Raw genomic sequence first — 25509 nt, 5'->3', positions numbered from 1 at the left:
GTTGGACGCGCCCCTCTTGAACCTCGGGGAATCGATCCGCCTGTCCCGTGTCGACCGAACCGCGTGGGCCCCGAGAGCGGACAGGTGGCCACGTTTAAGCCGCCCCACCCGTTTGAGTCAGCCATGGAACCACGGGACCTCTCGTCGCATACGGTCTACCGGGCGGGTCGCGGTATCGAAGAAGTCGCCCGGGAGCTCGGTCTCGACCCGGACGATATGGTGAAGCTGGCGTCGAACGAGAACATGTTCGGACCGAGCCCGCTGGCCGTCGAGGCCATCCGTGAGTCGGCCGAGCGGATGCACTCGTACCCGAAGGCCTCACACGCCGACCTCGTCGAGAAGGTTGCGGCGCTGTGGGACTGCCAGCCCGAGCAGGTGTGGCTGGCCAACGGCGGCGACGGCGCACTTGACTACCTCGCGCGGGCGATGCTCGAACCTGGCGACGACGTCCTCGTCCCCACGCCGGGCTTCGCCTACTACCCGATGAGCGCCCGGTACCACCACGGCGGCGTCGCGGAGTACACCATCGCGAAGGCCGACGACTTCGCCCAGACGGCCGACACCGTCCTGAAGGACTACGACGGTGAACGCATCGTCTACCTGACGAGCCCACACAACCCCACTGGTGCGGAGTTCAGCACCGAAGCCGTCCGGACCATCGCCGAGGAGACCGACGAAGAGACACTCGTCCTGGTCGACGAGGCCTACGGCGAGTTCAGCGACTCGCCGAGCATGCGCCCGCTACTCGACGAGCGCGACGACGTCGCCATCCTGCGGACGTTCTCGAAGGCCTACGGCCTCGCCGGCGTCCGACTGGGGTACGCGCTGGTCCCCGAGACGTGGGCCGACGCCTACGCCCGCATCAACACGCCGTTCGCCGCGAGTGAACTGGCCTGCCGGGCCGGACTGGCCGCGCTCGACGACGACGGCCACGTAGAGCAGTCGGTCGAGACGGCCGCCTGGGCCCGCGAGTACATCCGCGAGGAGCTCGCCGCTGACACCTGGCCGAGCCAGGGGAACTTCGTCCTCGCCGAGGTCGGTGACGCCTCGACCGTTGCCGACGCCGCCCAGGAGGAAGGCATCATTATCAGGGACTGCTCGTCGTTCGGCCTGCCCGAGTGTATCCGCATCACCTGCGGTACGGAAGCGGACACCAGGCGTGCCGTCTCGGTACTGAACGACGTCATCGAGGTGGTCGAGGCGTGAGAGTCGCCGTCACCGGAACGCCGGGGACCGGCAAGACGACGGCGACGGACCGGCTGGACACCGATTTGGCGGTCGTCCACCTTAACGAGGTCATCAAATCCGAGGGGTTCTCGACCGGCGTCGACGAGGAACGCGGCAGTCTGGTCGCCGACCTGGAGGCCGTCGAGGCGTGGCTGGACGGTCGCGAGGACGTCGTCGTCGAGTCGCACCTCGCACACCACTTCCCGGTCGACCGGGTGGTGGTGCTCCGAGCGCATCCTGACGAAATCGTCGACCGCCTCCGGGAGCGCGGTGACGCCGACTCGAAGGCCTACGAGAACGCCGAAGCGGAGGCACTCGACGTCGTCCTCTCGGAGGCCGTCGACCGCCACGGTCGGGACGCAGTCTACGAGATAGATACGACCGACCGCGACCCAGAGGATGTGGCGGCGGCCATCGCGGCCGTCGTCGCAGGTGAGCGCGAACCGAGCGCGGGCGAGGTCTCCTTCATCGACTGGCTATGACGCTGGACCGCTACCGCTCCGTCGCCGACCGAGCGCTGGTGCCCTTCGTCAGTGCCGCCCGCGCCCTCGGCCTCTCGCCCAACGGCGTCAGCGTCATCGCGTTCCTGCTCGCCGTGGCCGCAGGTGTCGTCTACGCGTTCGTCGGTCGCACGCAACTGTTGTACCTCGCCGGCGCGCTCCTGGTCTTCTTCAACGGCTGGCTGGACATCGTCGACGGCGCGCTGGCCCGCGAACTCGACGTCGCCTCGGCCGGCGGCGACCTGCTGGACCACGTACTGGACCGCTACGCGGATATCGTCATCATCGTCGGCCTCGCGGCGGGCCTGGAGCGCTGGGTCCTCGGCGTCGCCGCCGTCACCGGCGTCCTGATGACGTCCTACCTGGGCACTCAGTCACAGGCCGTCGGACTCGACCGGGTCTACGGCGGCCTGCTGGGCCGGGCCGACCGCCTGGCGCTCGTGGGGCTGACGACGGGCGTGGCCGCGTTCGTCAATCCGGAACTGCTCGGGCTCACGCTGGTCGGCTGGCTGCTCGTCGTCTTCGCCGTCGTCGGCCACCTGACTGCCCTCCAGCGGTTCTACTACGCGATGCAGGCACTGGACTGAGCCCAGCGCATCATTTATACGGCGGCCCGGCTAATTTCGCCGTATGGTTCAATGCGAGATGTGCGGGAAGGATGTCGCCTCCCCCAACCGCGTCAAGATCGAGGGGGCCGAACTCGACGTCTGCGACGAGTGTACGGACTTCGGGACGGAGGTCAAGACCCAGGACAGCTCGTCTTCGACCTCCACGAAGTACTCGACGTCCTCCAGCGGGTCGGGCAGTTCCTCGTCCTCGTCGTCGTCGAGTTCGTCTTCGGGTGGATCCAGCACCAGCCGTCGCCGGGACATGTTCGACGAGATGGACGAACTCGCACAGGACTACGACCAGCTCATCCGCGAGGGTCGCGAGTCACAGGGCCTCAGTCAGAAGGAGCTGGCCCAGAAACTCAACCTGAAGGCGAGCCTCATCCGGAAGCTCGAACACGGGGACTCGCTACCCAGCGACGACGTCCAGAAGAAACTGGAGAAGGAGCTGGGAATCGAACTGAGTGCGGCCGGCAGCAGCGACGAGACGGAGTGGTCGAGCGGGAGCAGCAGCGGCGAGTACACGCTCGGCGACGTGGTCAAGCGGAAAGACTAGAGCCTGAGGTCGGACTTCTCGACGTTCAGGTCCGTCGCGAGCTCGTCGACGCTGTCGGAGAGCGCGTCGATGTCGCGCTCTAACTGCTGGTACCGCTCGCTCTCCTGGAGTTCTGTCGGTGACTTCTCGACACTGAGGACGTTCCGCTTCAGTTTCTTCGCGGTCAGTCGCTGCAGCTTGACGTTGTACGTCGCGACCTTCGAGAGGCGCTCGACCACCGACCGCAGGTCCGCTCGCGTGACCGGCTTGACGAGATAGTCGTCGATGCCGATCCCGATGATGTCGAAGTCCGGGTTCACGGCCGTCACCATGGCGACGCGACAGCGCAGGCCACGTTCCTCTACCTCGGCGAGCACCTCGTTGCCGGAGACGACGGGCATCCGGCGGTCGAGCAGGACGACGTCCACCTCGTTCGAGAGCAAGTCGAGGGCCTCCTCGCCGCTGTAGGCCGTCAGGACCTCGTACCGGTCCGCCAGATAATCGGTATACAGGTCCGCGAGGTGCTGTTCGTCGTCCACGACAAGCACCGTCGGAACGGGCGAGTCTCCAGGGTTCACGGTTCGAGCAGACGTTGCTGCCCAGCGGGCTTAACCTTCACTACCGCGAGCCAGGAGCAAAATCTATTTCCAGGCGGCCTTCCGTGGTTCGCCTATGTTCGTTCTGGTCAACCTCAAAGCGTATCCGTGCGACCCAGTGGAAGTAGCGTCCGCCGCAGCGGACGTCAGCGACGATTCCGGCGTCCGTGTCGCCGTCGCGCCGCAGGCGGCACACCTCGAATCAGTCGCCGAGACCGGTGTCGAGACGTGGGCCCAGCACGTCAGCCCCAACGAGCACGGGAGCCACACCGGCAGCACGCTCGCGGAAGCCGTCGCCGACGCCGGCGCCGTGGGGACGATGCTGAACCACTCGGAGAACCGCCTCAAGCTCGCCGACATCGACGCGTCCCTCGACGCCGCCGAGCGCGCAGACTTAGAGACCATCGTCTGTGCGAACAACCCCGGACAGATCGGTGCGGCCGCGGCACTCGGCCCGGACGCCGTCGCCGTCGAACCCCCGGAGCTCATCGGGACCGGCACCCCGGTCAGCAAGGCTGACCCGGACATCGTCACCGGCGCCGTCGACGCTGCCGCGCGTGTCGACGGTGACGTGGACGTCCTCTGTGGCGCGGGCATCTCGACCGGTGAGGACCTCGTCTCCGCCAGCGACCTCGGCGCGACCGGCGTCCTGCTCGCGAGCGGCGTCGCGAAGGCCGACGACCCGCGGGCGGCGCTCGAAGACCTCGTCGAGCCGCTGGTCTAACCGAGAAACCGCTGTTCAGGTATCGTCGATAACTTCGGCCTCGATTTGCGAGACGTAGTCCTCGATTCGCATGTCGTCGAGGTCCCGCTCGCTCTCCTCGGCGACGAGCTCCCGAAGCCGGTAGTCGTAGGACCCCCGACCGACGTGTTCGATGAGGCCGCGCAGTCGGAGCGTCCGGTTCCTGGCGTAGGCCGCCGTCCGGTCGCCCGACCCGCCCGACGAGAAGTGGGCGTTCAGCGGGGTGCCCGGCCCCTGGTCCTTGTAGTACGAGAGCATCCGGCGGGTCTTCTCCTCCATCTCGGCGATGTCTGCTGTGATCGCCGAGACGACGGCTGGCTCGTCTTTCCGGGGCCGCGACTCGACGGTCGCCTCCTCCCCGGCGTCGATGATATCACCGTCGTCAGAGTCGGCGTGGCCGTTCGTCGAGACGTCCTGTTCGTCCGGCGCGGCAGCCATGGCGGCGGCGAAGGCCTCTTCGACCTCTCCGTCGTCAGCCGTAGCGCCACCGCCCGACCCGTTCGCCACCGCCGCTTCGCCGTTCGCCGACACCGAGTCGTCGGCCCCGCCGTTCATCGCCGGTCCCGCGTCCTCGAACGCGCTGAACGCGTCGCCGAACCCGCCACCGGACGTCTTGTCGGCCGACCCGGACTCCGGTTCGGCGGCCGCCGACTCCGTCTCGGACCCCTGGTCTGGGTCCTCGAACCGTCCACGGCGTTCCTGCAGCCGTTCTTGCTCGGTCTTTCCGGGGTTGTAGCCGTCGACGTGGTCCATCAGCGCGCTCGTGAACTGCTCTGCCATGCGCGAGAGGTCGCGGGCGTCCTGGAGCTCGGTCTCCAGTTCCGCGATGCGCGAGTTCTTCTTGTCGAGCTCCTCGCGGAGCTCCTTGATGCGGCTCTCGGTAGCCTGTTTCTCCTCGCTTATCGTCTCCAGTTCCGAGACGAGGTCCTCGCTGACGGACTTCAGCTCCGGGCGCTCGAAGTCGTCCAGCCCTGGCGTCGCGCCGGCGTCGAAGGTCTGCTTGCGGTGGAACTGCACCCGTCGGACCCGCTCGGACCAGTCCGACATCATGAACGCCTCGCCGTCGTTCAGGTCCTCGACGGCGTTCTCGTACTTGCTGTCGAGGATTCGCCCGACCACTTTCGTGTCGTTGTTCCAGGTCAGGCGGTGCCAGACCAGCCAGTCGCACTGGGTGATGTAGTCCTTCTTGACGTCGGCCGGGCGCTGGCTGATGCCGACGATGCCCAGGCCGTGTTTCCGGCCCCGCTTGCCGATCTTGATGAGCATCTTGCCGACCTCGCCCATCCCGCCTTTCTCGGGAATCCACTCGTGGCACTCCTCGACGAGCATCAGGAAGGGCTGTTTCTGCTTCTTTGCCTTGGCGAACAGCTGCTTCGAGACCTCTGTCAGCAGGTTCTCGGCTTCCTCCTCGTCGAGGTACGACGAGACGTCGAGGATGATGGGGACGTTCTGTTCGAGGGCGAGGGTGGCTATCTTCCCGGCGTGCTCCTCGGTGACCTGGATGTCACACTCCTCGTCGCCGCCGACGTGGAGTATCTCGTACTCCTCCTTGAGGCCGTAGTACTCGCCGTCGATGTCCACGATGAGCAGGCCGAAGCCGCTGTCCAGCAGTTTCTCGGCGACGACGCTCGCCGTGTTGGACTTGCCCGACCCGCTCTTGCCCGTGATGAACCCGCGACCGGTCAGCAGTTCGACCACGGGGATGTCGACGGACTGTCCGGGTTCGTCGGCCCCTCCCGGACCAGCGCTCGTGTCCGCGACGGTGATTGTTTCGGTCTCTCCCATACGTTTCTGGCGTAGCTTCGTGCGTCTCCCCTCATAACTCTCAGTCAGACGATAGTCACACGGGCGACACGTCGCGGCCGCGTGCTTCGCTGTCAGCGGGGCAACTGCTATTGCCCTGGCACTCGCTAGCACGACCAGTGGGTGGAAACGTGGGTATGGCTCGATACGAGACGTTCGTCGAAGACGGGGTCGTCTACGTGGGGAGTAGCGACGGGCCCGTCGAGGTGGCGCCGCTCGAAGACGTCGTCGAGGCGGTCGGTGGCCCGGCCTGGACGATACGCTACACCGAGGCCGAGAAGGAGCGCTACCCGGAGATGGACACGAGCGACGAGGGCCTGGTCGTCGACGTGGTTGACATGCTCAACGCCATGACCCACGGCGAGCAGTTCGTCCGGACCCTCGCGGCCCATCCGACGGCGGTCCAGACGGACGATTCGATATCCCCGAGGGCGGGACTGCTGGTCGGGAAGTTGCTCGAGAACCTCGAGAACGGCGTCTCCTGAACCGACGCTGTCATCGTCGGAACGGTCCGCTCAGACGTACTCCCAGAGCGTGGTCTGTCCCTCGGGTCCTCGGTTGCCCGCGTCGGCCGTCTCGTCACCCGACGACTCTCCGCCGCCGGAGAACGCATCGAGGGATGGCTGGCCCGCGTCCGCGGGATGGTCGGCGTCGGTTTCCTGGCCGGCCGCCGCCACACCGTCGAACCCGTCGAGACTCGCCTGTTCGCCGGCTGAGAAATCCAGGTTCGAGACGCGCACGCCGGCCTTCCGGACGGCCACACCCTCGAACTCACCGAGGAGGTCCAGTGCCACGGACTCGACCAGTTCGGGGTCGTCGACCGGTCCGGGGAGCGACCGCGCCCGGGTGTTGATGTCGTACGGCGGGACGACGACCTTGATGCCGATAGTCTGGTACCGGGCGTCTTTCCGGGACGCGCGGTCCGCGACGGCCTCGGCGAGCGTCCGGACCCGGCGGCGTATCGTGTCCGCGTCGTCCGTGGCGTCCGTGAACGCGGACTCCCGAGAGAGGCTCTTGGGGTTCCCGCGCGGGGTGACCTGGCGTTCGTCGTCGCCGCGAGCGAAGCGCCGAATCTCGCGCCCGCGCTCCCCGAACCGCCGTTCGAGTTCCTCGGGGTCCGCGGCCGCCAGGTCGCCTGCCGTCTCGACGCCCATCGCCCCCAGTTCGCGTGCGGTCACCGGACCGACACCGTGGACGTCTTCGACCGGAAGGTCCTCGAAGAACGAGCGGACCGTTCCGGGTCGGACGACGACCAGGCCGTCGGGTTTCTCCCGGTCGCTGGCGACTTTCGCGGCGCTCATCGTCGGCGCGACGCCGACGCTGGCGACGACACCCACCTCCGACTCGATTCGCGTCTTCAGGTCGGCGGCCCACGACTTGACCGCGTCCCAGCCGACGTGGTCGGTCACGTCCAGATACGCCTCGTCGATGCTCACCTCGCGAACGACATCCGCCTCGTCGTGGATTATCTCGCGGACCTCCTCGGCCACCGACTCGTAGAACTCCATGTCGACGGGGCGGTAGAACCCCGCCGCCTCGACGTCCGCGTCCGGGTCCCTGGCCGCATCGACTTTGCGCGGTAGCGCCTCGAGGGCTTGCGAGATGGGCATCGCCGACTCGACGCCGTACTCGCGGGCCTCGTAGCTCGCCGTCGCCACCGCGCCGTGGGTCTCCTCGGCTTCGTAGCCCATCCCGACGACGAGCGGTTCGCCCTCGAGCGCGGGTTCTCGGCGGCGTTCACACGCCGCGTAGAAACAGTCCATGTCCACGTGCGCGACTACCTGGTCGGGTCCGTCCGTGCCCGGGAGACGCGCGGCGTCCATACCGACACGTCCACGCGGTGGGTCAAAACCCCTGCGTCGGCCGGTCGCACATCACGGGCTGGGAGTGCTCCGTTCGCAGAATCGTCTGCGGCCTCGAGCCACGGGCGGGGGGCAGGTGTGCCCCCCGGCGTCTGGTCGTCCGTCGATGCCAATCCCGGAATGCGTCAGCGGTAGTTCCCGCCGGGAGCATCTAGTGCCCCATGGTAACTATGCACACGATTCGACTTCAACGTTTCCCCGGTCACTATCCATCGCAGGTTTACGAGTCGACTCACATCGGGCCCGAGATAGCCCTGGCCGTCTCGGAGTTGAAGACCTCGTTGCGGAGCGCTGGGAAGCGGGAGTCGATATCCGAGCGCAAACTGGTGTAGTGCGAACGCAAACGACAAACCAGCGAGGGCCGGAGAACCATGCATGACCACTGTCGCAGTGCTCGCCGACCCGCCCGTCGAAGGGGCCGTCCTCGAGGACCTCGCCGGCGGACTGCTGAGCGACCGTGAGGCGACGGACCTGTACGCAGCGATGCTGACCGACGTCTGTCGGGCCATCGAGTCCAGCGGCGCCGACCTGCTGGTCAACTACCGACCGGCCGACCAGGTGCCCGGCGTCGAAGACCCCGAAGCGTCGATTCGCGAGTTCCTCGACCCGGAGCTCCACGCGCCGGCCGACGCCCGCTACGAGGTACAGGTCGGGTCGACGTTCGCCGCCCGCGTCGGCAACACCGTGGCCCACCTGCTCGAACGGGAGTCCGTCGCGACCGCTGCGGCCGTCGAACCGACCGCCGCCCTGCTCGCCCGCCAGCAGATAGACAGCGCCGCGATGAAGCTCCGGACCAGCGACGTCGTCCTCGGCCCGACGACCGACGGCCGCGTGTACTACGCCGGCTTCGGCGAGCCGGTGGACTTCGACGACGCCTACGCGACCCCGGGCGTCGAGACGCTGACCGAACGCGCGCGGGACGCCGACCTCGACGTCGACTTCCTGCCGACGAATCCGGTGCTGGAGACGCGCGCCGACCTTCGAACCGCGGTGCCCGTGCTCCGGGCGCGCCGACAGGCCGGTCGCGTCGTGCCGCCACGCACGACGACGCTCGTCCAGCAGTACGGGCTCCGGGTTCGCGACGGCGAGTCGGGCCCGGAACTCGTTCGGGAGTAACCGACAGGCCTTAGAGGAATCGTGGAGTAGCCCAGGTTGCGGTGGGGTGGCAGAGCGGCCTATTGCGCCGGTCTTGAAAACCGGTATCCTCACGGATTCCTGGGTTCAAATCCCAGCCCCACCGTTTCTCTGCGAGCGACAGTGAGCAGTGAACGGGTCATCTGGATTTGTACCCTGGGAGTCGCAGCGCACGAACGGCGTGAGTTCGACCGTCTCCCTTCGGTTCAAATCCCAGCCCCACCGTGTTTTGCCACGAACAGCGCGTGAGTGGTAACCACGTCGCCTGGGATTTGAAGCCGACAAGTCGCAGCCCGCGAAGCGAAGCGAGCAGGACCGTCTTGGCTCGGTTCAAATCCCAGCCCCACCGTTTCTCTGCGAGCGACAGTGAGCAGTGAACGGGTCATCTGGATTTGAGCCCTGGGAGTCGCAGCACACGAACGGCGTGAGTGTGACCGTCTCCCTCCGGTTCAAACCCAGATACCGCGATGACTCGTACGCTGTCGTGACCGAAAGCCGACGAGCCCGACACTGCTTCGAGACCATCACTCAAACGACGGTCGGAGCGACCACGCATTTTTTACGGATAGTCTGGGTCATGATACATTGATGCAACGACAGAATTGGTCCCCAGGCGATGTCAAGACGGTAGCATTGCGGTTCGGTGTTGTCGCCCTGCTCGTTGTCGGTGCAGCTATCGGAACGGCAGCAGCCGCACCGAGCCTCGCCGTCACCGGCGGGCAACTAGAATCGTCGGAAGCGCTTGTTGGCGACGATTTCAATATCACGGTCCGCATCGTTAACGTCGGCAGCGATGGCGGTGGGATGACAGTAGATCTTCGCCGGAATGGAACGAAAATCGCGAGCGAGCGCGTCGTGGTGCCCGGTGACTCGGAGACGCGACTCGTCAAGTCAGTAGTCTTCGAGAACCCTGGAACGTACCGAATCACTGCGGGGAACGAGGAGATCGGTATCGTGAGAGTCAAACGCGCAACGGCGCGGGTGACCAACGAGACAGAAGCGAGCAGGTCGATCGCGATACGGACCGGTGGAGTCTCGACCACGGAGCCACACGAAATCGACGTCCCTGCCGCCGAGAACCGGTCGTTCGCTATCGAACGATGGACCGTCGAGGCAAGCGAGGACCGGTTCGGCCAGCAGGTGACTGAGTACACGAGTCCGTCGGCGTCGTCGGTGACAGTACCGGACGACGAGGGGTCGTCGGTCTTCGGTGTCGTGACGGTCGGCCCGAGGGCTGGGGTGGAAGCCGTGACGATGCGCTTCGCCGTCAACAGGTCGGCGCTCCGGTCGGCGGGTATCGAGGCGGAAGCGCTCAGTGTCTACTCACAGACCGGGTCGACGTGGACGCCGGCCCAGACGACAATCGTCGAGGAACGTACCGATGCGGTGGTCTTCGAGGCTCGGACGACCGAGTTCGAGACGCTGGCGATAGGGAGCATCCAGCCGGTCTTCGATATCGAGGAGACGGGCCTGCGGGCCGTGGAGACAGCGGACGGCCAACGACTCGTCGTTGAGGCGACCGTGCGCAACTCGGGGAGTGTCGCGGGCGACTACGAGGCCGCGATGACGGTCAACGGCGAACAACGGAACAGCTCAGTGACGCGGATTCCGGCGGGAGAGGAACGAACGGTCTCGCTCACCCACGAGGTCACGAGCGCCGGTGATTACCAGGTGGGGATAAACGGGCAGGGCGTCGGGAGCGTCGTCGTCACTGAGGGGCAGGTCGGCACCGAAGCACCAGGCGACACCGAGACGGGTACCGAAACGGCCCCGCCAGCGGACGGCGGCGATGCCGGAGAGAGTGACGAGAGTATCCTCCCGCCCGGCGTCCCCCAGACTGTGCTGGGCATCGATACGCTCCTCGTCGCCGGCGGCGTGGCAGTCGCGCTCCTGGTGTTCTTCGGCTTGCTCGCGTTCATGCGCGGTGGCAGCGGCAAAAGCGGCTCGGACTTCGAGCTCTGAAACCCGACCACGGGAGAGAAATCCTTTTTGTGGAGGTCCCCTACCGTCCGGTATGGACTGGCCGCACGACCCCGACGGGGACGAAGGCAGCGAAGGACGGCGCAAGTACGGCCACGCCGTGCTCGCGAAGAAGATAGACGAGGAGGAAGACTTCCCCCTCGAGGCATCGGCGTTCGTCGACGAGTACGGCGACCACCCGGTTCGAATCGACTACGAGACGGTGGTCAGCGTCGCGGACGTCTTCGAACACGTCGACCAGGAGTCCTTCGAGGACTTCCCGGACTTCCACAAGGCGGTCGGCCGCGCACTTCGCGAGGCGGACTGGTGGCCCTACCGCCTCGAACACGCCTGAGTCAACGGTTCTCTCAACGCGTACGTCTCGACGACGACGACGACCGTGACTCGCCGGTCAGGCGACGTAAACGGACCACCGTGGACAGCGTCCTGGGTGACCGATTCCGTTGCATGTTACCGCGCCACATACTTATCGGGGTACGTTGTAGATATTACTATGGCGACACACGACCCCGAAACAGAACAGGAGGGACCGCTCCCACCGGACGTCGTCGCGGACCTGCTCGCGGTCGAGCGGCGACGTCGGGCGCTGGAGATTCTCGACCGGGTCAATGGTCCGGTCGTCGTCCGCGAACTCGCCGAGACGGTGCTCGCAGCCGAACGAGACGCACTCGAGTCAGAGCTACCGGACGACGACGTCGATTCGGTCCGGGAGGAACTGTTCCGCGACCACCTCCCCAAGCTGACCGCCACCGGCGTCGTGCGGTACAACTCGATGGTCGGTACCGTGGAACTGCGCCGGCCGGAGGTGGTCCCCGACGCCGAGTGAGCGTATTCCGATAGACCAATAGCCGAGGGTTACCAAGCGGCGATTGACAGTGACGAACACGCAGGTTACCCACATCCAGATCGACAACTACGGCCCGTGGACGGTGACGCCCGAACCGCGACGCGAGGTCGACCTCCAGACGATGCAGTCGCGCCTCTATGCCGACCTGGCGCAGCTGTTCGGCAACCGAGACGGGTACATCTTCTTCTCCCGATTCGACAACATGATCGCCGTCTCGAACGGCCTGGACATGGACGACCACGGCCTCATCCAGGAGTCCGTCGGGAACCGGTACCCCGTCTCGATGAGCCTCTCGGTCGCGACGGGGGCGACGCCGGCGTCGGCGCTGGGAACGGCGACAGAACAGCTCCAGGAAGCCGGAAGCGCACAGGACAAGGGCCGACGCGAAGTACTTCGGGGTCAGACCATCGACGACGAGTTCCGCACCGAGACAGACGTCCAGCTGGCGCACTTCGACGTCGACGACGCCACGGAGAAGTACACCGACCAGCTCAACGAGTTCGATACGTTCATCCGTATCGAGCAGGGCTACGCCGCGCTGATGAAGTACATGCGCGAGAGCCACGACTCCCTGTCGTTCTTCGTCGGCGGCGACAACGTCATCGCGGTCTGCCCGTCGCTGAACCGCGACGACTACCAGGACGCTATCGACCACGTCCGCGAGGCGGTCGATGTGGAGCTCAAAGTCGGCGTCGGCAGGGGACGAACGCCGGCCGAGGCGGGGATGGACGCGAAACACGCCCTGGAACACTGCCGTGCCACCGGTGACCCGGTCACCATCGGATAGTGAACGACTAGCACACTTGGCGAGGGCAGGGTATAAGCGTACTGGGGGTATCTTTTAGATTAGCCGTGTGGTACTCTCTCGCATGAACGACTCCGTAACAGTCCGGGAGGTGATGGACCGGGAATTCCTCGGTGCGAGCGAGTCCGACGACCTGCACGAGACGACCGAATTGCTGCTCGAAAGCGACGACGAGGCCGTACTGGTCCTGCGGGGGAACGACCCCGTCGGCTGTGTCACCCGCGACGACATCCTCACTCATCTCCTCGGTAACGGCGAGACGAGCGCAGCGACCATCGGCGACGTGATGCGGGACTCGCTGCCGGCGATCGAGCCGGACGCACGGCTCCCCGAAGCGAGGGACACGATGACGTCCCGCTCGACGTCCTGGCTTCTGGTCGTGGAGGACGGCGAACCGCTCGGAACGCTGACGGCGAGCGACATCCTCTCGACGTCGCTCCTGGAAGGAGAGGTGACCGACAGCGTCGAAGAGCCCGTGCAGTTGGGGACGACGGGCCAGGCGGCCACCACCGACGGGACCACCTCCATCGCCGAGGACAACTTCGACGACCAGGGCATCTGCTCTGCCTGCGGGACGCTCACGCAGAACCTCTCGTCGTTCAACGGCCAGCTGCTCTGTGCCGACTGTCGGGACGTCTAGCGCCGGAGTTGGGAAAATCGTTTTCGTGGTCGAACCCCCACTTCAACCGTGGAGATCAGGACAGCTACGACGGCCGAGACCGACACTGTCGTCGACCTGTGGGTGGACCTCGCTGGCGACCAGCGAACCCACGGGTCGCACCTCCTCGCCGAGGCCAACCGAGCGGCAATCCGCGAGTCGATAGCGAACCGTGTGTTCTCCGAGCGCGTGCTGGTGGCGACCGTCGAGGAGACCATCGTCGGCTTCGTCGCGTTCACCGTCAAATCGGGCCGCTACCGGCAGGACGTCTCCCAGGGGTCGATAGAGAACCTCTACGTCCGGCCGGGACACCGGCGGGCGGGCATCGGGTCGGCGCTGCTGTCGGCCGCGGAGGACCGGTTGGCCACGGAAGGTGTCGAGAACGTCGGGCTGGAAGTGATGGCCGACAACGAGGCCGCCCGTCGGTTCTACCGCCGGCACGGCTACCGGGCTCACCGCGTCGAACTCGAGAAGTCGGTGGAAAACGATACTCTCTAAACAGTCCCCCTGCAACCACCGTACGCGGAGGCGCCAGGGGAGCTTGGGTGGTCCAAGCACTCGACTTGTAATCGAGAGTTCGTGGGTTCAAATCCCACCCCTGGCTTGGTGCTACGAACAACTCGTGAGTAGCACAACCGAATGTGGATTTGAACCCTGCCAGTCACGCGGAACGAAGTGAGCACGTCTGGCTCTGGTTCAACATCCCACCCCTGGCTCGTGTTATTTTCGAGCGGGTACTCGCCGGTGTCACCGACGAAACGGCGTCGTCGGACGCCTGAGCGACAGCCTTTCTCACTCGACCGTATCGTCAGACGACGGGGGCCGCTGGGAGAGGCGGTCGAACCGGCTCTGCGCACTGGCCGTTCTCGCTTCTGTCTCCTCGGCGTCGTACCGCAGTTGCACCACTGCGTCGTCTACGTAGGCGATACGGAGAACAGCGTCCTGTTGTCGAGCGGCATCCGGTAACAGACCTTTCGTGACGACCAGCTCGTCGACGACTGCACCGTCATCCTCGACCAGTAGCACTGCCTGGTCGTTCTCGAACCGGTCGACGACTGCGGTGTGTTCTGTCCGTCCCATCGGTCAGTAGTCCTCCCGGAGCACGACGGTCCCATCGGCGTCTCGGATTGTAACGGTATCGCCGTCGTTGTTCCAGACCGGTCGTCCGGCGTCCCAGTAGAGGTCGGTGGCAGTATCGACGCCAGCGCCGCTGTGAATCGTGATGGACTCGCCGGGGCTGAGTTCGGTCCCGGTCGGAATCGTGTAGACGCGGTCGCTGGCATCGCTGACGGTGTAGTTCCCCAGCGAGAGCGTCCCGTCGCCGGTGTTCTCCAGCACGAGGTACTCGTCGTTGAGGTTCGTCCCGTCGTCGCCGGCGGCGTCGGCGTTGACCGCCGCCAGCGTGAGCGTTCCTTCACGGCTGACGACCGTCGCCGGCTCTCCGTCAGGGGTCTCCGTCTCACCGGGGAGGAGCCGTGCCCGGACTGCCACCGGCTCGTCGAGGCCCGGCTCGACGGGGTCGCCGCTCCGGATTGCCGTCGCCTCGGTCGGTGCGGCGCGCTGGGTCTGCACGGTTACCTGCTCGCCCGTGCTCGCCAGCACGATGTCCCCGTGGGTGGCCGTCCAGTACGTCGGAATCGACCGACTGCCGAGTCGATCGAGCACTACGGGGTCGGGGTGGCCGTACTGCGAGTCGTAACTACTGGAGATGACCACCGCTTCGGGGTCGACCACGTCGAGTAGCGCGTCGCTCGTACTGGACTTGCTCCCGTGGTGGCCGGCTTTGAGGACCGTCGCCTCGAGATCGGACCCGTACGTCTCGACGAGGTATCGCTCACCGTCGTCTTCGGCGTCGCCGGTGAACAGGAAACTCGTCTCGCCGTAGGTCAGCTTGACGACGACGCTGTTCTCGTTGCGTTCGGGCGAGTCGAGATATCCCTCCGGCGGGCCGAGTACTGTCGCCTCGACGCCGTCCATCGGGATGCGGTCGCCAGCCTGGGTCCGGTAGAGCGTGACCTCGTGTCGTTCGACGGCGTCGAGGTATCGCTCGTAGGTCTGCGACGACGACGCGAGCCCCTGGTCGTAGATGGCCTCGACGCCGTCGGCCTCCGTCTCGAAGTACTCGATGACGGCCGCGTTCCCACCGATGTGGTCGGCGTCGCCGTGCGAGGAGACTAGGTAGTCGATTCGGGTGATACCGTGACGTTGTAGATACGCGAGGACGAGCTGGCCGTCGTCCCGCCAGTCCCCGGTGTCTATCAGCATCGTCTCCCCGGTCGGCCCGACGACCAGCGTGCTCAGCGACTGCCCGACGTTGATGAAGTGCACCTCGAGTGTCCCGTTCGGGGCGGTGGCGGTCGCCGATTGCTGGGTCTGGGCCGCCGTCGGCTGCTCTGTCGCGGTCGGTCCGGGCGTCAGTTGCTCACCGGCGCTACACCCGGCGAGGACGATGAGCGTGGCGACCAGGAGTGTCGCCACCCGTCGAGAGACCATTACCTAGTCCTCTCGGGGAGAGACATTGAATTGTACGGGTACGCTCGACGGAGATGGACGGTGTAGCGCGCCACGCGTGTGAGAAATCGGGACCCTGATGTCGAATCTGACGCCGGCAGCTGTCGGTCGACACCAACCATTAATAATCGTACGGACCTTGTCCGTTAACTAATGCCAAACGTGGACGAGGACGGACCGTCCCTCGACCGTCCGAATCGGCGGGACCTCTTACGAGTTCTCGGTATCGGGGCGACGACGACGCTCGCTGGGTGTAGCCTCGTCGGAAACGGCGGTAGCGACGGCGGCACTGACCCGACAGAGACGGAGTCACCGGGCGACGGGAGCGACGGCGAGGCCGCGGGCCCGCGCCAGCCGTCGGGCGAGTACGTCGGTGTCGTTGGGTCCGACGCCAACGGGTTGAACTGGCTCTACACGAACGACACCACCTCCGGCGCGTTCGTGGGGTTGACCCTCGACGGGGCGTGGGCCGTCGACAACGACCAGAACGTCTTCCCGCTCTGGGCGGAGCCCTCGACGGAGGACGGGCAGACCTACCAGATAACGCTCCGGGACAATCTCCAGTGGGGCGGCGGGTACGGGCAGATGACCGCCGACGACTGGGTCTACATGATACGGAACGTCTTCCAGGGCGAGGACAACTGGGCTGGGTACACCAACGCCGGCGACTGGTTCCGCCAGGGCGAGCCGATTCCGGTCGAACAGCTCGACGAGCTCACCTTCGAGCTCCAGTTGCCCGAAGTCGATCCGGCGTTCCCCCTGAAGCCCGTTCTGTGGGGACAGAACTGTATGCCGAAGGGCATCCTCGAGAAGTACGTCCCCGACAAGGACGCCGAGGGGCTCCGGCAGGACGAGGAGCTCACCACGCTCCAGTACACGGGGAATCTCGGTCCGTACTCGTTCGAGGAGTGGAACCGCGAGTCCCAGTACCGGACCACGCGCAACGAGGACTACTACCTCCGCGAAGTAGAAGGACTGGGGGAAGACTGGACGAACGCCCCGTACTTCGAGGGATACCGGATTCAGGTCATCGCCGAGGAGTCCTCCCGGCTGAACGCCTTACGCGAGGGGGAGATCACGACCGCCGGAATCCCGCCGAAGAACGCCCAGGAGTTCCAGGGCCTGGAGAGCGTCGACGTCTACGTCCAGCCCCAGCCGTTCGTCCAGGCCATCAAGTTCAACATGCGGGCAAACGGCTGGGCGCCGTTCCGGGAGATTCCCGTCCGGCAGGCGTTCGCCATGGCCGTCAACAAGGAGACGCTCGCGGAGAACCTCTTCAGGGGGTACGCGGAACCGGCCTACACGATGCAACCGCAGTTCTCCAAGTGGTACGTGGCCGAGGGGATGGACCAGTACACCTTCGGGACCGGCGACCTCTACGGGAGCGAGGTCGCCAGGCGTCGGATGCGCCAGGGTATCGAGGGGACCGACTACCGCTACGAGGACGGGACGCTGGTCGGCCCCGACGGGTCGGACGTGACGCTCTCGCTGTTTGCCAGCTCCGCGAGCGAGACGAACCAGACGCTCGCCGAACTCATAAAGCAGGAGGTCGAGCGCAACCTCGGGGTCGGCGTCGACGTCAACACCGTCCCGGGCAACACCTTCCAGCAGAACTACGCCGCCAACAGTCCGCCGGAAGGCGAGGAGGCCCCCTGGAGTGCCGGCCTGTTCAACGGTGGCCCCCGGGACGTCTCGGTCAGTCAGGAGGCGTGGGATATGTCCATCGTCCTCGGGTTCAACACCTACCCGCGGACGCCGAGTTCCAGTTCCGTGTTCTTCCGGGAGCAGGGGACGGTCAACTACTTCGGCTACGTTCCGGAGGCGGACATCGCGGAGCTGTACGCCGAGGGCTCGCGCACCGTCGACGAGGCGGAGCGCCGCGAGCTGTTCGGTGAGGTGTTCCGGAACCTCGCCCGCGAACAGCCGTTCGGGTTCCTCATCATGCCCTCGACCATCTCGGGGTCGCAGGACGCGCTCGTGGGGCCGACCGACACCTTCGCGAGCGGTTGGAACTCCCAGACGTACTACTTCGACAGATGAGGTGGTACGTCGCGAGACGGCTCCTCTGGGCGGTCGTCGCAACGTTCATCATCCTCTCGATTACCTGGGCGTTGCTCTTCGTGACACAGCAGCAGGCGCTCGCCTCGATTCAGTTCCAGGCGGCCGCCAGTGGTGGCAGCGCGGAGTCCGCGAAGGAGGCGTTCGAGGCACAGCGCGGCCTCGACCGCCCGCTCTGGGAGCAGTACTCCAGTTACATGACGAACATGGCGACGGGCAACTGGGGGTACAGCACGTCGCGCGGGCAGCCGGTGACCGAGGCAATCATGGAGGCGCTGCCGTACACGGTGATGTACTCCGTCCCGTGGACGATTCTGACCATCACGTTCGGACTCGGTATCGGCCTGTACTCGGCGACCCACCAGCACTCCCGGTTCGACTACGCCGCGACGTTCGTCGCCTTCTTCGGGTACGCCATCCCGAACTTCTGGTTCGGCATCATCCTGCTCGTGCTGTTCGGCGTCCACCTCGACCTGGTGCCCATCGTGTTCAACCCGAACGCCCCAGTGTTCAGCGTGGAGAACGTCAGGCAGCTGGTACTCCCCGTCTTCGTCCTCACCACGGGGTCGATAGCGAGTCTGACGCGCTACACCAGGGCTGAGGCTCTGGAGTACGTCGAGGCCACGTTCACGAAGACGGCGAAGGCCAAGGGGGTCTCCGACCGCCGGATACTGCTCTTGCACGTCCTGCGTCCCGCCGCAGTGCCGCTCTCGACGATACTCGTCGCGGACCTGCTCGGGCTGTTCATCGCGAGCTCCTACCTCGTCGAGGTGGTCTTTGGCATCCCCGGGCTCGGCCAGCTGAGTTTCAAGGCCATCCAGACACAGGACACGGCGCTCGTGCTCGCGACGACGCTCATCGGCGTCTTCATCGCCATCGTCGGGAACCTGCTACAAGACATCGCGTACACGGTGCTGGACCCCCGCATCGACTACGGTGATCGGTGATGAGTTCCGACACACCCCGCCGGCGGTTCGAGGACATCGACTGGGAGGCCGACCGGGGCGTCGTGCTGAGCCGACAGACGGCGGGCTTTCTGGCGACACTCGCGGCCCTCGGGCTCGCGTTCGCGTACGACTACACCCGCGAGACGCCGCTGTTCTCGCCGAACCTGCTCCTCCGGGAGGGGTGGGACCTCACCCAGCTGGACTGGCTGTTCCTGCTCTCGCTCGCGCTCTTTGGCTTCTACTTCGTCGTCCCGCTGGCGACCCACCGGCGAATGACCGCCCACTACTGGCGACAGTTCCGGAAGAACCGGGCGGCGGTCATCAGTCTCGGCTACCTCGGCGTCGTCGTCGTGCTGGGTCTCGTCGGGCCGCTCCTCGTCACCAGGCCGACCGTCGAACTGACACAGAGCTTCCAGCCGCCGATGGGCGTCGCCGTCGACAGTTCCGTCCCGCTGACGTGTATCGGCGAGACCATCGGCGGTCGGTGTACGGGCAGCTGGCAGTTCCCGTTGGGGACGACCGGCGACGGGAAGGACATCCTCGCACTCGTCGTCCTCGGGATGCGCGTCTCGATACGCATCGGCCTCATCACCTCGTTCCTCATCATCAGCATCGGTGCGACGGTGGGCACCGTGGCCGCCTACGTCGGCGGCCTCGTCGACGAGGTGCTGATGCGCTACGTCGACATCCAGCAGGTCTTCCCCTCCTTCCTGCTGTACCTGCTTCTCATCTTCCTCTTCGGTGGGAGCCTGCTGATGTTCATCCTCGTCTTCGGTCTGTTCAGCTGGGGTGGAACCGCCCGCCTGGTCCGGAGCGCGGCGCTCCAGCGTTCGGAGGACGAGTACGTCGCCGTCGCCCGCGCGGCCGGCGCGGACACCAAGCACGTCATCCGCCGGCACATCCTCCCGAACGTCTCGGGGACGGTCATCACGAACCTGACGCTGCTGATTCCCGGCCTCATCCTCTTCGAGGCCGGCCTGGCCTTCCTCTCGCTGGGCGACCCGACGATTCCGTCCTGGGGGCAGACCATCGCCGCCGGCCGGTCGGACCTCCGGACGGCCTGGTGGGTGTCGACCATCCCCGGCGTCTTCCTCTTTCTGACCATCCTGGCGTTCAACTTCGTCGGGGACGCGTTCCGCGACGCACTCGACCCGCGCTCGGAGGGTGACCGATGAGTGGGCAGCAGCAGCGGGCGGCCACCCCGGAGACCGAGGGCCCGCTCCTGTCGGTCCAGGGCCTCACCGTCGAGTTCGAGACCGAACAGGGGCCGCTGCGGGCCGTCGACGACGTCTCCTTCGACGTCGGCCACGGCGAGACGGTCTGTATCGTCGGCGAGAGCGGGAGCGGGAAGACGGTCACCGCGGAGACGATAACGAAGTTGATTCCGATGCCACCGGGCCGTATCCTCGACGGCACGGTCGACCTCGACGGCCGGAACTTGCTCGACCTCTCCGAGCGCCAACTCCGGACCATCCGCGGCGACCGCATCGCCCACGTCTTCCAGAACCCACAGGACGCGCTCAACCACTGTTTCACCGTCGGTTGGCAGATACGTGAGGCGATACAGACCCACGAGGACGTGGGCAAACGCGCGGCCAGGGAGCGGGCGATAACGCTCTTAGACCGGGTCGGCATCCCCGACGCGACGAGCCGGTACGACGAGTACCCACACGAGTTCTCCGGCGGGATGCGCCAGCGGGTAGTGGTCGCGATGGCCCTCGCGTCGAACCCTGACCTGCTCGTCGCCGACGAGCCCACCACCGCGCTGGACGTGACCATCCAGGCGCAGCTGCTCGACCTCTTGGAGGAGATTCAGGACGAGTTCGGGATGTCCATCCTGCTGATAACCCACGACCTGGGGGTGGTCGCCGAACTCGCAGACCGCGTGGTCGTGATGTACGCCGGCAGGGTGATGGAACGCGGGGGCGTCTACGACGTCTTCGACGCACCCGCCCACCCCTACACCATGGCGATGTTCGACTGTCTCCCCGGTCGGGGTCGCGACCTCCGGACTATCGAGGGGACGTTGCCGGACCTGCGGGACCCACCTGCCGGCTGTCGGTTCGCCAGCCGGTGTGACTTCGCTCGCGAGGAGTGCCGTCGCGGGTCCCAGCCGCCGCTGTACGACCTGGGCAACGGCCAGGACGCATCCTGCGTGTACTACGGGCCTGACGGCGACCCCGAGGTACTTCGGAACGGGCTCGAGGGAGGTGAGACCGATGAGTGACCCGCCGCTGTTCGAGGTGGCGAACCTGACGAAACACTTCCCGATAACGGAGGGCATCCTCAGACGGCAGGTGGGCGCGGTCCGTGCCGTCGACGGTATCGACCTGACCGTCGAGCGCGGCGAGACGGTCGGCCTCGTCGGCGAATCGGGCTGTGGGAAGTCGACGGCGGCCCGGACGATGCTCAGGCTGGAGGACCCCACCGACGGAACGATTCGGTTCCAGGGGGAGGACGTCACCGACGTGACCGGCAGCGACCTGAAGGCCTACCGCCGGAACGTCCAGATGATATTCCAGGACCCGAGCGCCAGTTTCGACCCGCGGATGTCCATCGGGGAGTCCATCGCGGAGCCGCTGGTCATCCACGGCGTCGCCGACCGAGAACTCCGCCGGGAGGTCGCTCAGGACCTCTTAGAGCGGGTCGGCCTGTCGGCCGAGGATATCGACCGGTACCCCCACGAGTTCTCCGGCGGCCAGAAGCAACGCATCGCGCTGGCCCGGGCGCTCGTGCTCAACCCGGACGTGCTGGTCGCCGACGAACCGACCAGCGCGCTGGACGTCTCGGTCAAATCAGAGATTCTGACGCTCATCGAGGACATCCAGGCCGAGTTCGGCCTCGGGCTGTTGCTCATCAGCCACGACATGGGCGTCGTCCGGGAGGTATGCGACCGGACGGCCGTGATGTACCTGGGCGAAATCGTCGAGCACGCGCCCACCGAGCAGCTGTTCACGTCGCCGCGACACCCCTACACGGAGGTGCTCGTCTCCTCGATTCCGACGATCGACCCGCGAAAGCGGGGCAACCGGGTCAGGCTCTCGGGCGACGTCCCCTCCGCGAGCGCGCCCCCGAGCGGCTGTCGGTTCCACACGCGCTGTCCGAAGGTCATCCCGCCTGACGGCTACGACATCGACCAGCGAGCGTGGCGGGCCATCCTCGACTTCCGGCAGCGCCTCGGGAGCGAGGGCGTCGACCCCGAGACCGTCCGGGAGTTCGTCGCGGCCTCGGCGGACGTCCCGGTCGAGGCGGTGACCGACGGCCAGGTCCGCGACGCCGTCCGAGAGGAGTTCGAAATCCCGGAGACCGTGGCGGACCCAGAGGCCGAGGCGACACTCAGCGACGCACTCGACAACGTGCTCGCTGGCAACAGCGAGCGCGCCCACGACCGCCTCGTCGAGTCGTTCCCGACAGTGTGTGCACGCGAGCCGCCCGAGGAGACGTCGGTCGACGAGGCCCACAGCGCGTCCTGTCACCTGGTCGGCGCCGAGGCGTCTGGCCAACCACAGCCCGATAGGTCCGTCCCGGAGAGATGACGTAGCGCAGGTTGCGCTGTGTCGACAGAGCTGGCGACGGGGGCTCTGGCAGCGGGCGCTTATGTCCGTCCAGCCCGTATGAACGTGTATGAGTGAATCCGAGCACGACCTTCCGGAGACCGATGCGGAGTGGCGCGAACTGCTGACAGACGAGGAGTACAGCATTCTCCGCGAGGCGGGGACCGAACCGCGGTTCAGCAGCGAACTGCTCGACGTCAAGGACGACGGCGTGTTCACCTGTGCTGGCTGTGGCGCCGAGCTGTTCGACAGCGACGAGAAGTTCGAGTCGGGCACCGGCTGGCCGAGCTTCTGGGACGTCCTGCAGGAGGGCACCGTCGAGACACGCGTCGACAACAGCCACGGGATGCGCCGCACCGAGGTCGTCTGTGCGACCTGTGAGGGACACCTGGGCCACGTCTTCGACGACGGACCCGACCCGACGGGCAAACGGTACTGCATCAACGGGGCCGCACTGGAGTTCGAAGCCGAGGAGAACTGACGGAGCGCCGCACCAGTCGACACGACGCGGTCGAGTCCACCGCAATACTTTCGATGGTGTGTGACGGTCACAGGGATAGAGTAGCGCTGTGACCCCCGACCACGCCGAGTCAGCCGACGCATCGACCGACGACCACTTCCTCGCACCCTCGGTCAGGACCTTCCCGTGGCTCCAGGCCGCGCTGGCCGCCGTCGCCGTCTTCGTCGTCGAGTACCTCCTCGTCGCGGCGCTCTTCGTCGTCGGGCCGTCGTCCGTCGACCGGAATGCCGCACCCATCAACTCGACGGTGGACGTTCTCGTTCAGTACGCACATATCCTGTTCAACGCCCACCACGTCCCGACGATAACCCGTGCGACGGTCCAGATCGGCGGGTCACCGCTGGCCAACGACCTGTACATCGCGACCGACGCCAGCGTCCCGCCGGTGGTGTTCTTCCTGATTCCCATGGTCGCGCTGGTCGTCGCCGGCGGGGTCTTCGAGGCCTATCGCCCGGGGAACCCCGCCGAGAGCCTCCTCGAGGAGAGTGCGCTCGTCGGGACGGGGTTCACCATGGGCTACCTCCTGTGTGGTGTCGGCGGCGCACTGCTGTTCGTCCAGCGGTGGCCGCTCGTTGTCCAGGAGGAGACAATCGGCGCCGCGTCACAGGGCCCATGGCTGTGGGTGGCGCTCGTGACGTTCTTCCTGTTCCCGATGGTCTTCGTCACTATCGGCGCAGCGCTGTACTACCGCAAGGCGTCGACTGCCGAACCGCCGGCCACGGCAGTGGAGGGGGAGTCCAGCGCGGCGGTGTCGGCGGACGAGGATCAGGCGTAGGTCTGTTCGGCGAACTCGAGGATGCGCTCCGACTCGGCCATCGTGACGCCGTGGGCCTCGTCGACGAGGACGGGCACGGCGCGCTGGCCGGAGACGCGTTTCACTTCGTCGCGCTTGGAGTGGAGCCCCTCGACCCACTCGGTCTCGTAGTCGACGTCGAGTTCGTCCAGTCGGTCGGCGACTTTCTCGCAGTACGGACAGCCGTCGAGCTGGTAGAGTGTCCGGCTCATACCCGTCGGTACGGACGGGAGCCTCAAGGTGGTTGCGCTCGGCGAAAACGTGACGAGACGGCTTACTCGTAGAGCCAGGTCTCGTCGATCTGGTCCCAGTCGACGAGCTCGTCGTCGTCGAAGAACAGCGAAATCTCGCGCTCGTTCGCACCGGGGTCCTCGTCGTCGGAGCCGTGGATGACGTTCCGACCGAGGTCCAGCCCGTAGTCACCGCGGATGGTGCCGGGGGCGGACTCGGCGGGGTCGGTCTCGCCCATCATAGTGCGGACCTGACTGACCGCGTCCTGGCCCTCCAGGACCATCGCGAAGACCGGACCCGAGGTGATGAAGTCGACCAGGTCGTCGAAGAACGGCTTGTCCTCGTGCTCGCCGTAGTGGTCCTCGGCCAGCTCCTGGTCGATCTGCATGAACTTCCCACCGACCAGCTTCAGGCCGCGGTCCTCGAACCGGGAGACGACGTCCCCGATGAGGCCGCGCTGGACGCCGTCGGGCTTGACCATCACGAAGGTGCGCTCGGTGTCTGCCATCAGGCCTCGGCCTCCTCGGCTTCCCCGTCGTCTTCGTCTTCCTCGTCGAGGTCTTCTTCGGCGGCCTCGAGGTCGGGTGCGGCGTCACCCTCGTCGTCGGCGGCATCGTCGTCCGCTGCGTCTTCAACGTCGGATTCCGCTTCCGTCTCCTCCTCGTCTACGTCGACCGCAGCGGTCTCGTCTTCATCTTCTTCTTCGTCTTCAGCCTCGACTTCCTCGACAGCCTCGGTCTCGGGGCCGCGACCGGACTCGGTCCATTCGAGCGTGCGCGGCTCGCGGCCGAGGTCGGCGTTGTTCTCGCACTTCGAGGAACAGAAGTGCGTGGTCGAACCGTCGTTGCTGACGAACATCGTGCCCGTGCCGGGCTCGATGTCCGCACCGCAGTAGTCGCAGTCTCGTGTTCGGGGCATCGGTTACTGACCTCCGATGGAGTCGGCCTCGCGGGCCGTTTCGCGCAGCTGGAGGACGTCGCCTTCGCGGACCGGGCCGAGCACGTTCCGGGTGATGATACGACCCTGGTTCTCGCCCTCGCGGATGCGGCACTTGACCTGCATGGCCTCGCCGTGCATCCCCGTCCGGCCCACGACTTCGATGACCTCTGCGGGCGTGGCGCCGCTGCCTTCGGATTCCTCAGCGCTCATCCGTGGTCACCTCAGCGGAGCTCCTCGACCTTACCGGCGATGTCCTCGACGTCGGCCTCCGCCTCGCCGGCGTCGACGATGGCGGCCGCGGCCGAGCCGACCTCGAGGCCGGCGGCGTGTCCGAGGTCGTCCTGCTGCTCGACGAAGATGAAGGGGACGCCCTTCTCGTCGGCGAGCTCGGGGATGTGCATGACGATCTCCTCGGGCTGGACGTCCTCGGCGACGAGGACGAGCGCCGCGGAGCCACGCTCGATGGACTTGGTCGTCTCGTTGGTTCCCTTCTTTACGCTTCCTGTATCTCGTGCGACTTCCAGCGCCTCGAGGGCGTCGTCCTCGAGGTCGGCCGGAACGTCGAAATCTACGTACACTGGCATTTGTATGTTCACCTCCTGCACGCGGGCTCACGCTCCCCCGCCGTGACGCGGCCGATTCCGCGGCGCACCACGCTG

Annotated in this window: 30 protein-coding genes and 2 tRNA genes; 22 read left to right on the top strand and 10 right to left on the bottom strand. The window is 66.3% G+C overall.

The genetic code is table 11. The features are described from left to right. The first annotated feature begins 123 nt into the window (after positions 1 to 123). Genes hisC through P1L41_RS10575 form a run of 4 tightly spaced genes read left to right on the top strand, consistent with a single transcriptional unit; the run spans position 124 to position 2891 of the window. Complete coding sequence (hisC, locus tag P1L41_RS10590) at positions 124 to 1206, top strand: histidinol-phosphate transaminase (protein ID WP_276295695.1); 1083 nt, start codon at positions 124 to 126, stop codon at positions 1204 to 1206. Next, positions 1203 to 1709 carry an adenylate kinase family protein gene (locus P1L41_RS10585; protein WP_276295694.1) on the top strand — a complete coding sequence of 169 codons (507 nt, stop codon included), beginning with the start codon at positions 1203 to 1205 and terminating at the stop codon, positions 1707 to 1709. The genes hisC and P1L41_RS10585 overlap by 4 nt, the downstream gene beginning before the upstream one ends. Next, positions 1706 to 2314, top strand: coding sequence for a CDP-alcohol phosphatidyltransferase family protein (locus P1L41_RS10580; RefSeq protein ID WP_276295693.1), 609 nt, complete (start codon positions 1706 to 1708; stop codon positions 2312 to 2314). The genes P1L41_RS10585 and P1L41_RS10580 overlap by 4 nt, the downstream gene beginning before the upstream one ends. Positions 2315 to 2357: 43 nt before the next feature. After that, on the top strand, positions 2358 to 2891 hold the full coding sequence (locus P1L41_RS10575; RefSeq protein WP_276295692.1) for a multiprotein bridging factor aMBF1: 534 nt from the start codon (positions 2358 to 2360) through the stop codon (positions 2889 to 2891). Here P1L41_RS10575 and P1L41_RS10570 read toward each other — a convergent pair. Further along, positions 2888 to 3418, bottom strand: a complete 531-nt coding sequence (locus P1L41_RS10570; protein ID WP_276295691.1) for a response regulator transcription factor — start codon at positions 3416 to 3418, stop codon at positions 2888 to 2890. The two genes, P1L41_RS10575 and P1L41_RS10570, sit on opposite strands and share 4 nt — an antisense overlap. A 124-nt stretch (positions 3419 to 3542) precedes the next feature. Between P1L41_RS10570 and tpiA the strand changes: the two genes are divergently transcribed. Then, positions 3543 to 4190, top strand: coding sequence for a triose-phosphate isomerase (tpiA, locus tag P1L41_RS10565; protein ID WP_276295690.1), 648 nt, complete (start codon positions 3543 to 3545; stop codon positions 4188 to 4190). Between the two features lie 15 nt (positions 4191 to 4205). Here tpiA and P1L41_RS10560 read toward each other — a convergent pair whose 3' ends face one another. After that, positions 4206 to 5993: an ATP-binding protein gene (locus P1L41_RS10560; protein ID WP_276295689.1), complete on the bottom strand. Its 1788-nt coding sequence runs from the start codon at positions 5991 to 5993 to the stop codon at positions 4206 to 4208. A 155-nt stretch (positions 5994 to 6148) separates the two neighbouring features. Between P1L41_RS10560 and P1L41_RS10555 the strand changes: the two genes are divergently transcribed. Further along, a complete protein-coding gene (locus P1L41_RS10555) occupies positions 6149 to 6496 on the top strand; it encodes a hypothetical protein (protein WP_276295688.1) in 348 nt (115 codons plus the stop codon). A gap of 30 nt (positions 6497 to 6526) precedes the next feature. Here P1L41_RS10555 and dinB read toward each other — a convergent pair whose 3' ends face one another. Next, entirely contained in the window at positions 6527 to 7834 is a 1308-nt protein-coding gene (gene dinB / locus P1L41_RS10550; protein ID WP_276295687.1) for a DNA polymerase IV, read from the bottom strand. A 414-nt stretch (positions 7835 to 8248) separates the two neighbouring features. Between dinB and P1L41_RS10545 the strand changes: the two genes are divergently transcribed. The 9 genes from P1L41_RS10545 to P1L41_RS10505 all read left to right on the top strand — a co-directional run bounded on the left by P1L41_RS10545 (position 8249) and on the right by P1L41_RS10505 (position 13901). After that, a complete protein-coding gene (locus P1L41_RS10545; protein WP_276295686.1) occupies positions 8249 to 8989 on the top strand; it encodes a glycosyltransferase family protein in 741 nt (246 codons plus the stop codon). Between the two features lie 40 nt (positions 8990 to 9029). After that, positions 9030 to 9113: transfer RNA gene (locus P1L41_RS10540), tRNA-Ser, on the top strand. A 482-nt stretch (positions 9114 to 9595) separates the two neighbouring features. Next, positions 9596 to 10969, top strand: coding sequence for a CARDB domain-containing protein (locus P1L41_RS10535; RefSeq protein ID WP_276295685.1), 1374 nt, complete (start codon positions 9596 to 9598; stop codon positions 10967 to 10969). A gap of 52 nt (positions 10970 to 11021) precedes the next feature. Then, positions 11022 to 11321: a DUF5785 family protein gene (locus P1L41_RS10530; protein WP_276295684.1), complete on the top strand. Its 300-nt coding sequence runs from the start codon at positions 11022 to 11024 to the stop codon at positions 11319 to 11321. Between the two features lie 159 nt (positions 11322 to 11480). After that, on the top strand, positions 11481 to 11813 hold the full coding sequence (locus P1L41_RS10525; protein WP_276295683.1) for a DUF7344 domain-containing protein: 333 nt from the start codon (positions 11481 to 11483) through the stop codon (positions 11811 to 11813). Positions 11814 to 11862: 49 nt separating this feature from the next. Next, the gene (locus tag P1L41_RS10520; RefSeq protein WP_276295682.1) at positions 11863 to 12621 is read left to right on the top strand and encodes a GTP cyclohydrolase III; all 759 of its coding nucleotides are present in this window, start codon (positions 11863 to 11865) and stop codon (positions 12619 to 12621) included. An 82-nt stretch (positions 12622 to 12703) separates the two neighbouring features. Next, a complete protein-coding gene (locus P1L41_RS10515; protein WP_276295681.1) occupies positions 12704 to 13279 on the top strand; it encodes a CBS domain-containing protein in 576 nt (191 codons plus the stop codon). A 48-nt stretch (positions 13280 to 13327) separates the two neighbouring features. Then, on the top strand, positions 13328 to 13795 hold the full coding sequence (locus P1L41_RS10510; RefSeq protein WP_276295680.1) for a GNAT family N-acetyltransferase: 468 nt from the start codon (positions 13328 to 13330) through the stop codon (positions 13793 to 13795). A gap of 32 nt (positions 13796 to 13827) precedes the next feature. Then, a tRNA-Thr gene (locus tag P1L41_RS10505) sits at positions 13828 to 13901 on the top strand. Between the two features lie 188 nt (positions 13902 to 14089). On the opposite strand, the gene P1L41_RS10500 is transcribed toward P1L41_RS10505, so the two are convergent. After that, complete coding sequence (locus P1L41_RS10500; RefSeq protein ID WP_276295679.1) at positions 14090 to 14377, bottom strand: DUF3006 domain-containing protein; 288 nt, start codon at positions 14375 to 14377, stop codon at positions 14090 to 14092. A gap of 3 nt (positions 14378 to 14380) precedes the next feature. Next, entirely contained in the window at positions 14381 to 15790 is a 1410-nt protein-coding gene (locus tag P1L41_RS10495; protein ID WP_276295678.1) for an MBL fold metallo-hydrolase, read from the bottom strand. A gap of 171 nt (positions 15791 to 15961) precedes the next feature. Between P1L41_RS10495 and P1L41_RS10490 the strand changes: the two genes are divergently transcribed. The 7 genes from P1L41_RS10490 to P1L41_RS10460 all read left to right on the top strand — a co-directional run bounded on the left by P1L41_RS10490 (position 15962) and on the right by P1L41_RS10460 (position 23662). Then, entirely contained in the window at positions 15962 to 17848 is a 1887-nt protein-coding gene (locus tag P1L41_RS10490; protein ID WP_276295677.1) for an ABC transporter substrate-binding protein, read from the top strand. Then, positions 17845 to 18813: an ABC transporter permease gene (locus P1L41_RS10485; RefSeq protein WP_276295676.1), complete on the top strand. Its 969-nt coding sequence runs from the start codon at positions 17845 to 17847 to the stop codon at positions 18811 to 18813. Before P1L41_RS10490 ends, P1L41_RS10485 begins: the two co-directional genes overlap by 4 nt. Then, positions 18813 to 19988: an ABC transporter permease gene (locus P1L41_RS10480; protein ID WP_276295675.1), complete on the top strand. Its 1176-nt coding sequence runs from the start codon at positions 18813 to 18815 to the stop codon at positions 19986 to 19988. The genes P1L41_RS10485 and P1L41_RS10480 overlap by 1 nt, the downstream gene beginning before the upstream one ends. Further along, positions 19985 to 21040, top strand: a complete 1056-nt coding sequence (locus P1L41_RS10475) for an ABC transporter ATP-binding protein (RefSeq protein WP_276295674.1) — start codon at positions 19985 to 19987, stop codon at positions 21038 to 21040. The genes P1L41_RS10480 and P1L41_RS10475 overlap by 4 nt, the downstream gene beginning before the upstream one ends. Beyond that, on the top strand, positions 21033 to 22349 hold the full coding sequence (locus P1L41_RS10470; RefSeq protein ID WP_276295673.1) for an ABC transporter ATP-binding protein: 1317 nt from the start codon (positions 21033 to 21035) through the stop codon (positions 22347 to 22349). The genes P1L41_RS10475 and P1L41_RS10470 overlap by 8 nt, the downstream gene beginning before the upstream one ends. Positions 22350 to 22437: 88 nt before the next feature. After that, complete coding sequence (msrB, locus tag P1L41_RS10465) at positions 22438 to 22848, top strand: peptide-methionine (R)-S-oxide reductase MsrB (protein ID WP_276295672.1); 411 nt, start codon at positions 22438 to 22440, stop codon at positions 22846 to 22848. Between the two features lie 88 nt (positions 22849 to 22936). Beyond that, on the top strand, positions 22937 to 23662 hold the full coding sequence (locus P1L41_RS10460; protein WP_276295671.1) for a DUF7978 family protein: 726 nt from the start codon (positions 22937 to 22939) through the stop codon (positions 23660 to 23662). On the opposite strand, the gene P1L41_RS10455 is transcribed toward P1L41_RS10460, so the two are convergent. The 5 genes from P1L41_RS10455 to rpl7ae all read right to left on the bottom strand — a co-directional run bounded on the left by P1L41_RS10455 (position 23653) and on the right by rpl7ae (position 25434). Then, positions 23653 to 23892 (bottom strand): glutathione S-transferase N-terminal domain-containing protein, encoded by a 240-nt coding sequence (locus P1L41_RS10455; RefSeq protein ID WP_276295670.1) that lies wholly within the window; start codon positions 23890 to 23892, stop codon positions 23653 to 23655. The genes P1L41_RS10460 and P1L41_RS10455 overlap by 10 nt on opposite strands. 62 nt (positions 23893 to 23954) lie before the next feature. Further along, positions 23955 to 24419: a nucleoside-diphosphate kinase gene (gene ndk, locus P1L41_RS10450; RefSeq protein ID WP_276295669.1), complete on the bottom strand. Its 465-nt coding sequence runs from the start codon at positions 24417 to 24419 to the stop codon at positions 23955 to 23957. Further along, positions 24419 to 24829 (bottom strand): 50S ribosomal protein L24e, encoded by a 411-nt coding sequence (locus tag P1L41_RS10445; protein ID WP_276295668.1) that lies wholly within the window; start codon positions 24827 to 24829, stop codon positions 24419 to 24421. The genes ndk and P1L41_RS10445 overlap by 1 nt, the downstream gene beginning before the upstream one ends. Positions 24830 to 24832: 3 nt before the next feature. Continuing rightward, on the bottom strand, positions 24833 to 25060 hold the full coding sequence (locus tag P1L41_RS10440; protein WP_276277095.1) for a 30S ribosomal protein S28e: 228 nt from the start codon (positions 25058 to 25060) through the stop codon (positions 24833 to 24835). An 11-nt stretch (positions 25061 to 25071) separates the two neighbouring features. Next, positions 25072 to 25434 (bottom strand): 50S ribosomal protein L7Ae, encoded by a 363-nt coding sequence (gene rpl7ae / locus P1L41_RS10435; RefSeq protein ID WP_276295667.1) that lies wholly within the window; start codon positions 25432 to 25434, stop codon positions 25072 to 25074. Positions 25435 to 25509 lie beyond the last annotated feature (75 nt).

The organism is Haloarcula ordinaria (genome assembly GCF_029338275.1).
GTDB classification, from domain to species: domain Archaea; phylum Halobacteriota; class Halobacteria; order Halobacteriales; family Haloarculaceae; genus Haloarcula; species Haloarcula ordinaria.
Note: the sequence above shows the minus strand (reverse complement) of the source record. Positions and strands in the feature narration are given on the sequence as shown.

Bases quoted from the DNA above. Each gene is read 5' to 3' on its own strand.
- hisC (WP_276295695.1), top strand. From the start codon at position 124: ATGGAACCACGGGACCTCTCGTCGCATACGGTCTACCGGGCGGGTCGC.
- P1L41_RS10580 (WP_276295693.1), top strand. From the start codon at position 1,706: ATGACGCTGGACCGCTACCGCTCCGTCGCCGACCGAGCGCTGGTGCCC.
- P1L41_RS10575 (WP_276295692.1), top strand. From the start codon at position 2,358: ATGGTTCAATGCGAGATGTGCGGGAAGGATGTCGCCTCCCCCAACCGC.
- tpiA (WP_276295690.1), top strand. From the start codon at position 3,543: ATGTTCGTTCTGGTCAACCTCAAAGCGTATCCGTGCGACCCAGTGGAA.
- P1L41_RS10560 (WP_276295689.1), bottom strand. From the start codon at position 5,993: ATGGGAGAGACCGAAACAATCACCGTCGCGGACACGAGCGCTGGTCCG.
- P1L41_RS10555 (WP_276295688.1), top strand. From the start codon at position 6,149: ATGGCTCGATACGAGACGTTCGTCGAAGACGGGGTCGTCTACGTGGGG.
- dinB (WP_276295687.1), bottom strand. From the start codon at position 7,834: ATGGACGCCGCGCGTCTCCCGGGCACGGACGGACCCGACCAGGTAGTC.
- P1L41_RS10545 (WP_276295686.1), top strand. From the start codon at position 8,249: ATGACCACTGTCGCAGTGCTCGCCGACCCGCCCGTCGAAGGGGCCGTC.
- P1L41_RS10535 (WP_276295685.1), top strand. From the start codon at position 9,596: ATGCAACGACAGAATTGGTCCCCAGGCGATGTCAAGACGGTAGCATTG.
- P1L41_RS10530 (WP_276295684.1), top strand. From the start codon at position 11,022: ATGGACTGGCCGCACGACCCCGACGGGGACGAAGGCAGCGAAGGACGG.
- P1L41_RS10525 (WP_276295683.1), top strand. From the start codon at position 11,481: ATGGCGACACACGACCCCGAAACAGAACAGGAGGGACCGCTCCCACCG.
- P1L41_RS10515 (WP_276295681.1), top strand. From the start codon at position 12,704: ATGAACGACTCCGTAACAGTCCGGGAGGTGATGGACCGGGAATTCCTC.
- P1L41_RS10500 (WP_276295679.1), bottom strand. From the start codon at position 14,377: ATGGGACGGACAGAACACACCGCAGTCGTCGACCGGTTCGAGAACGAC.
- P1L41_RS10495 (WP_276295678.1), bottom strand. From the start codon at position 15,790: ATGGTCTCTCGACGGGTGGCGACACTCCTGGTCGCCACGCTCATCGTC.
- P1L41_RS10490 (WP_276295677.1), top strand. From the start codon at position 15,962: ATGCCAAACGTGGACGAGGACGGACCGTCCCTCGACCGTCCGAATCGG.
- P1L41_RS10485 (WP_276295676.1), top strand. From the start codon at position 17,845: ATGAGGTGGTACGTCGCGAGACGGCTCCTCTGGGCGGTCGTCGCAACG.
- P1L41_RS10480 (WP_276295675.1), top strand. From the start codon at position 18,813: ATGAGTTCCGACACACCCCGCCGGCGGTTCGAGGACATCGACTGGGAG.
- P1L41_RS10475 (WP_276295674.1), top strand. From the start codon at position 19,985: ATGAGTGGGCAGCAGCAGCGGGCGGCCACCCCGGAGACCGAGGGCCCG.
- P1L41_RS10470 (WP_276295673.1), top strand. From the start codon at position 21,033: ATGAGTGACCCGCCGCTGTTCGAGGTGGCGAACCTGACGAAACACTTC.
- msrB (WP_276295672.1), top strand. From the start codon at position 22,438: ATGAGTGAATCCGAGCACGACCTTCCGGAGACCGATGCGGAGTGGCGC.
- P1L41_RS10455 (WP_276295670.1), bottom strand. From the start codon at position 23,892: ATGAGCCGGACACTCTACCAGCTCGACGGCTGTCCGTACTGCGAGAAA.
- ndk (WP_276295669.1), bottom strand. From the start codon at position 24,419: ATGGCAGACACCGAGCGCACCTTCGTGATGGTCAAGCCCGACGGCGTC.
- P1L41_RS10445 (WP_276295668.1), bottom strand. From the start codon at position 24,829: ATGCCCCGAACACGAGACTGCGACTACTGCGGTGCGGACATCGAGCCC.
- P1L41_RS10440 (WP_276277095.1), bottom strand. From the start codon at position 25,060: ATGAGCGCTGAGGAATCCGAAGGCAGCGGCGCCACGCCCGCAGAGGTC.
- rpl7ae (WP_276295667.1), bottom strand. From the start codon at position 25,434: ATGCCAGTGTACGTAGATTTCGACGTTCCGGCCGACCTCGAGGACGAC.